Source organism: Scopulibacillus darangshiensis (genome assembly GCF_004341035.1).
Taxonomy (GTDB): domain Bacteria; phylum Bacillota; class Bacilli; order Bacillales; family Sporolactobacillaceae; genus Scopulibacillus; species Scopulibacillus darangshiensis.
The window spans coordinates 106,470-112,469 of record NZ_SLXK01000011.1 but is presented as its reverse complement, the minus strand read 5'-3'; the positions used below and the strand labels follow the sequence as shown (position 1 = coordinate 112,469).

6 protein-coding genes are annotated in these 6,000 nt (G+C 41.5%); all 6 read left to right on the top strand.

Going from position 1 to position 6,000, the window contains the following annotated elements:
• The first annotated feature begins 198 nt into the window (after positions 1–198).
• The 6 genes from EV207_RS09745 to lepB all read left to right on the top strand — a co-directional run bounded on the left by EV207_RS09745 (position 199) and on the right by lepB (position 5,862).
• On the top strand, positions 199–1,083 hold the full coding sequence (locus EV207_RS09745) for an amidase domain-containing protein (RefSeq protein ID WP_132745971.1): 885 nt from the start codon (positions 199–201) through the stop codon (positions 1,081–1,083).
• A gap of 64 nt (positions 1,084–1,147) precedes the next feature.
• On the top strand, positions 1,148–1,621 hold the full coding sequence (gene trmL, locus EV207_RS09740; RefSeq protein WP_132745970.1) for a tRNA (uridine(34)/cytosine(34)/5-carboxymethylaminomethyluridine(34)-2'-O)-methyltransferase TrmL: 474 nt from the start codon (positions 1,148–1,150) through the stop codon (positions 1,619–1,621).
• 442 nt (positions 1,622–2,063) lie between these two features.
• Positions 2,064–3,959, top strand: coding sequence for a PrkA family serine protein kinase (locus EV207_RS09735; RefSeq protein ID WP_132745969.1), 1,896 nt, complete (start codon positions 2,064–2,066; stop codon positions 3,957–3,959).
• Positions 3,960–4,054: 95 nt separating this feature from the next.
• Positions 4,055–4,786, top strand: a complete 732-nt coding sequence (locus EV207_RS09730) for a DUF421 domain-containing protein (protein WP_132745968.1) — start codon at positions 4,055–4,057, stop codon at positions 4,784–4,786.
• Positions 4,787–4,798: 12 nt separating this feature from the next.
• Positions 4,799–5,167, top strand: coding sequence for a DUF4363 family protein (locus EV207_RS09725; protein ID WP_132745967.1), 369 nt, complete (start codon positions 4,799–4,801; stop codon positions 5,165–5,167).
• A 140-nt stretch (positions 5,168–5,307) separates the two neighbouring features.
• Positions 5,308–5,862, top strand: coding sequence for a signal peptidase I (lepB, locus tag EV207_RS09720; protein WP_132745966.1), 555 nt, complete (start codon positions 5,308–5,310; stop codon positions 5,860–5,862).
• Positions 5,863–6,000: the final 138 nt, after the last annotated feature.

Below are 6,000 nucleotides of genomic sequence, written 5' to 3'. Positions count from 1 at the left end.
GCTAGAAAAACACCTTCAAATTCCGAAATAAATGAAGGCGTTTGCCAATTTTCATCCAAATTGCTTCTTCGGTTAGTCCTATGAATAATCCGGGTTTGGTCTTATTTTTTTTTGAACAAAGTTGTAAGACATAGCCACTCATAAGACCGAGCCGGGCAATCATACCTTGATAGAAAAAAGGAAAGCGGGTATGTGTTTATGGAATGGCTTGACCAAATAAAAAGGCATTTAAAAGGGACCGTTGAGTATTGGGTTGATAAAAGCTATGACCGTTATCATTGTGTTACTGATGAAGAAAGAAATGCGATGACACGTAAGAAGCAGGTCTTAAAGGACCGTAAAGCAAGAATAGAGAAAAGCATGATTGATGGAAAATTAATAGATGTGGAGGAGAACGGGAATAAAAGAAAGGTTGATTATCTGCTTCACATGAAATTGTTAATCAAACAGAAACAACATTTCTATGTCGAAGAGCAAATTGAAGAAAGGCAGGCCATCTTTGAGGATTCAAAATTGCTGCTTGACCGCCCCCTTGCTCAGGAACCACTTGATGGCGGGGAGAAATATCATATTGCCGTTCAGGAAGAGAGGAGCAAGAGCATGGCTTATAACCGATTGGAAGCCGTGAAGTACGCGGACCGTTGGTGGAACAGCCATAACCCGCAATTTAAAGAATTCGATGTGGATTGCACTAATTTTATTTCACAATGTATTCATGCGGGTGGTGTGCCAATGTCAGGGAAATATAATAAAACATCGGGCTGGTGGTTTGAAGGAAAAAGTTGGAGCTACAGCTGGACTGTCGCCAACGCCCTTAGGTGGTACTTAAGCAAAGATCGAAACATCATGGGGGCTGTTGCGGTCGAGCGCCCTGATCAGCTTGTCCCGGGGGATGTTATTTGTCTTGACTTTGAAGGGGACGGGAAATGGGATCACACCACATTTGTGACCGAAAGGGATGCTAATGGTATGCCGCTTGTTAATGCACATACCGTGAACTCTAGACATCGCTACTGGTCATATGAGGATTCAACAGCTTGGACCGAAAATATAAAATACAAGTTTTTTCATATCAAGGATTAGGGGTCTGACCCCTCGGGGTCAGACCCCATATGTTATAATCAAACAAAAAGAGGTGCACTTAATCATGGGGTTACATATCGTACTATATCAACCAGAGATTCCATCAAACACAGGAAATATTGCCAGGACGTGCGCGGGCACCAATACGGCGCTTCATTTAATCCGTCCGCTAGGTTTCTCTACAGATGATAAAATGTTAAAAAGGGCTGGCTTGGACTATTGGCCGCACGTTGATGTCAACTACTATGACTCATTGGATGAATTGTTTGCCAAATACGAAAATGGAGAGTATTTTTTTCTTACTAAGCATGGTGAAAAAGCTCACTCAACTTTTGAATACAGTGATTTATCTAAAGACTACTTCTTCGTATTTGGCAGGGAAACAAGCGGGCTGCCTGACGATTTACTAAAGGCTAATAAGGACCGCTGTCTAAGGCTTCCAATGTCACCTGTCATGCGGTCACTTAATCTGTCTAACACTGCAGCGGTTATGGTTTATGAAGCGCTGCGCCAGCAAAACTACCCAGAGCTAACTTAAACAAAAAAGCAGCCTGATATCAGGCTGCTTTTTTTAAATACAAATACCGCTTTTCGTATTACTTATTTGCTTCAGGCTTATCATTATATCCCGCCGTGAAAATCGATACAAGAAAAGAAATAATGACGATTAGAATCACAAATGTTTTCACTTAACGGCACGCCTCCTTTATGACTGTTACTTACAAGCTGATCTTTGTCCACCTTTATTATAACGAAAGACCACTGCATTGTGAATGTCCCTCTTTGAAATATTCGGAAAAGGATATCAATTTATCTTTCATATTTTTTTCTTATAAAAAATATATACTTGTGCGTTAACAGCCCTCCACGAGCTATTTCTGACTCCTAATTCTTAAGGATGGTTACATGTTTTATGAAAAGGTTAGGCGCATCTTGCATAGGATGTAATACACTCGCTGAAACCTTTTGGGGGGATTTTAATGAACTTTCTTGATAAAGTGAAAAATAACCGTGAACATGAGCGAAAGCTTGAGTGGCAAGGCACTTTTTCGGAGTATCTTGAATTGGTGAAAGAGCGTCCTGAAATTGCGCAATCCGCCCATGCCCGTCTTTATAATATGATTAAACACGCCGGTATAAGAGATGAAGACGGAACGAAGAAATTTCGTTTTTTTGAAAACGACATTTACGGATTAGAGGAAGCGATTGAACGGCTTGTAGAAGAATATTTCCATCCGGCAGCAAAGCGTCTAGACGTCAGAAAACGTATCTTACTATTAATGGGGCCGGTGAGTGGCGGGAAATCAACCATAGTCACATTGTTGAAGAAAGGTCTTGAGCAATTTTCCAAAACAGATGAAGGAGCGATTTATGCCATAAAGGGTTGTCCCATGCATGAAGATCCCATGCACCTCGTGCCTGATGAAATGCGTGAGGAATTCTATGAGGAATATGGGATTCGAATTGAAGGGCATTTGTCACCGCTTAATACGATGCGTCTTGAACAAGAGTACGGGGGATGCTTGGAAGATGTCATGGTCGAACGGGTCTTTCTTTCCGAGGACAAACGGGTTGGGATTGGAACCTTCAGCCCTTCTGACCCAAAATCACAAGATATTGCTGATCTAACGGGAAGCATTGATTTTTCCACAATTGCCGAGTACGGATCAGAATCCGATCCGAGAGCCTATCGTTTTGATGGTGAATTGAACAAAGCTAACCGCGGTTTAATGGAATTCCAGGAAATGTTGAAGTGCGATGAGAAGTTTCTCTGGCATCTTCTTTCATTAACGCAGGAGGGGAATTTTAAAGCAGGCCGGTTCGCACTCATTTCCGCAGATGAATTAATTGTGGCTCACACGAATGAATCAGAGTACCGCTCTTTTATCAGCAACAAGAAAAATGAAGCGCTTCATTCCAGAATCATTGTCATGCCTATTCCTTACAATTTGAAGGTCAGTGATGAAGAACTGATTTACGAAAAGATGATTAGGGAAAGTGATATGGCACATGTTCATATTGCACCGCATGCATTAAAAACGGCGGCGATTTTCTCTGTATTAACACGGTTAAAAGAATCAAAAAGCCGCGGCATTGATCTTGTCAAAAAAATGAGATTGTATGATGGGGAAAATGTAGAAGGTTTTAATGCTGCCGATCTAACTGAATTGAAAACTGAATTTCAGGATGAAGGCATGAGCGGGATTGATCCCCGTTATGTAATCAATCGGATTTCGTCGGCGATTATTCGTAAGGATGTGTCATCGATAAATGCACTGGATGTACTAAGGTCGGTTAAAGAGGGGCTTGATCATCATCCATCTATTTCCAAAGAGGATAAAGAGAGTTATATGAACTTTATTGCTTTGGCACGAAAGGAATATGATGAGATTGCAAAAAGGGAAGTACAAAAGGCATTCGTATACTCGTTTGAAGAGTCTGCGAAGACATTGATGGACAATTATCTGGATAATGTAGAAGCCTATTGTAATAAGAATAAGCTTCGGGATCCAATTACTGGCGATGAGATGGATCCGGATGAAAAATTGATGCGGTCCATTGAAGAGCAAATTGGGATCTCCGAAAATGCCAAAAAGGCCTTTCGTGAGGAAATTTTGATCCGTATATCTGCCTATGCAAGAAAAGGCAAGCGCTTCGATTATCAATCCCATGAACGGCTGAGGGAAGCGATACAGAAGAAATTGTTTGCCGACCTTAAAGACGTCGTTAAAATCACGACATCTACCAAAACACCTGATGAAACACAGCTTAAGCGAATTAACGAGGTTATTGCCAGGCTAATTGATGAGTATGGATACAATTCGACTTCAGCAAATGAATTGCTGAAATATGTCGGCAGTCTGTTGAATCGATAATTTTTTTCAGGGGTCTGACCCTTTGGGGTCAGACCCCTGAATAATTTCATCCCAAAAAGGTGAAGCTAATGGTTATCATTTTGGGGGTGGAACGATTGAATGAAAGTTTGGTTGTTATCGTCAGAGGGATTATCGCCTTTTTTTCCTTGCTGTTTTTCACCCGTATTCTCGGCAAGCAACAAATCAGCCAGCTGACGTTCTTTGATTACATAGTGGGGATCACAATCGGCTCTATCGCGGCGACGCTGACGACTGATTTGACGAGCAGGGCATTGCCCCATTGGATCGGCTTGGTTGTATGGACAGTGCTGTCATTATCCATGCAATTGATAACGATAAAATGGCGGCGGGCTGGGAAATTTATCGGCGGAGAACCGACAGTTGCTATAATGAACGGAAAGATTATGGAGAGCACAATTAAAAAAATGAGATTCCGGGGAGCCGACCTTATGGAACAGCTTCGTGAAAAAGGGGTATTCAGTCCCCAGGAAGTTGAATTTGCCATATTAGAAACAGATGGACGGCTTTCTGTTCTGAAAAAGGCAGAAAATCAGCCGGTGACGCCAAAAGATTTGAATATGCCTGTTGGGAAGAAAGGCGTCAATACAGAGCTGATCTATGATGGCGTTGTCTATCATCAAAATCTAAAACAGGTAAATCGCGACCGCAAATGGTTAGATACCCAATTGCAGATGCATGGGATTAAGGATGAGTCGGAGGTGTTCCTTGCCGTCTTTGACCCTGAGAGCGGTCAGTTTTATATAGACAGGTATGAAGATAAGGTAAAGAATCTGACAGATATGAGTGATTATCCGGAGCATGAGTAAGGAGGCTAATGTATGTTGAGGCGGATTATTGTTATAGGGATACCAGTTCTCTTAATGGTTATTTTTATCTTTATCATGATGAGCGGCATATTTTTAAAAAAACCAATGGGCAAGGATGATCACGTAGTAAAAAATATCAATATCCTTTATAACGACATTCAACAAAGGAAATGGAAGGCCGCCTCAACCGATCGTGACGATTTGGAGTCTGCATGGAAAAGGGTCGTCCCGCGAGTCCAATTCAGCGCGGAAAGGGACGAAATGAATAAGATCAGCAACAGTCTTGCCAAGCTGGATGGTTTTATTGACGGCAAAGAAAAGGCTGGGGCGCTTGCGGAATTAAAGGATTTAGAAAATAACTGGAGGAACATTGGGAAATAAAATAATATAGATGATAGATGAAAACCGTTCCTGAACCTATCGGGAATGGTTGTTTTTTGGATCATTATGTTGGTATCCTTGTTAAATCGTTTATAATCATGTACATTTATTATAACGCGAGGACATTTGGAGGTACGCAGATGAAGAAAAAACAGAAGAACGAAGCTTTTGAATGGATCAAGGCCCTGGGCATTGCTGTCATCATTGCCGTCCTTGTCCGCAGTTTTATTTTTACTAATTATGTTGTTGAAGGGAAGTCAATGATGCCGACTCTCCAAGATGGCAACCGCTTAATTGTTAATAAAATCGATTACGATATCAGCAAGCCCGACCGATTCGATGTGATTATCTTCCATGCCACGAAAACTGAGGACTATGTAAAGCGGGTCATCGGCCTTCCGGGTGATAAAATTGTTTATAAGAATGACAAATTATACGTCAATGGCAAATATATTAAAGAACCTTATTTAAAGCCTTACAAGGATAAACTTGTAAGCGGGCAGCTGACACAGGATTTTACCTTAAAAGGAAACACTGGACGGGCGACAGTCCCTAAAGGCAAGCTCTGGGTCATGGGTGACAACAGACAAAACAGTGTGGATAGCCGCGTCTTCGGTTTTGTAGACATGGACCAGGTTGTCGGTAAAGTGGATCTCCGCTATTGGCCAGTTTCAGAATTTAATTTCGGACTATAATTCGGCAAAGAACAGAGAACATTATGTTTTCTGTTTTTTTGATTTTTGCAATTGAAGAAATGTGCGGCCGAACAGTTTTTTTAAGAGGCAGCAGCCATTTTCTTAATAAATCCAATCAATTCTCAGTTTGACGTGCAT

What these genes read in the sequence shown, in the direction of transcription:
- EV207_RS09745 (WP_132745971.1), top strand. Translation starts at nt 199, where the DNA reads ATGGAATGGCTTGACCAAATAAAAAGGCATTTAAAAGGGACCGTTGAG.
- trmL (WP_132745970.1), top strand. Translation starts at nt 1,148, where the DNA reads ATGGGGTTACATATCGTACTATATCAACCAGAGATTCCATCAAACACA.
- EV207_RS09735 (WP_132745969.1), top strand. Translation starts at nt 2,064, where the DNA reads ATGAACTTTCTTGATAAAGTGAAAAATAACCGTGAACATGAGCGAAAG.
- EV207_RS09725 (WP_132745967.1), top strand. Translation starts at nt 4,799, where the DNA reads ATGTTGAGGCGGATTATTGTTATAGGGATACCAGTTCTCTTAATGGTT.
- lepB (WP_132745966.1), top strand. Translation starts at nt 5,308, where the DNA reads ATGAAGAAAAAACAGAAGAACGAAGCTTTTGAATGGATCAAGGCCCTG.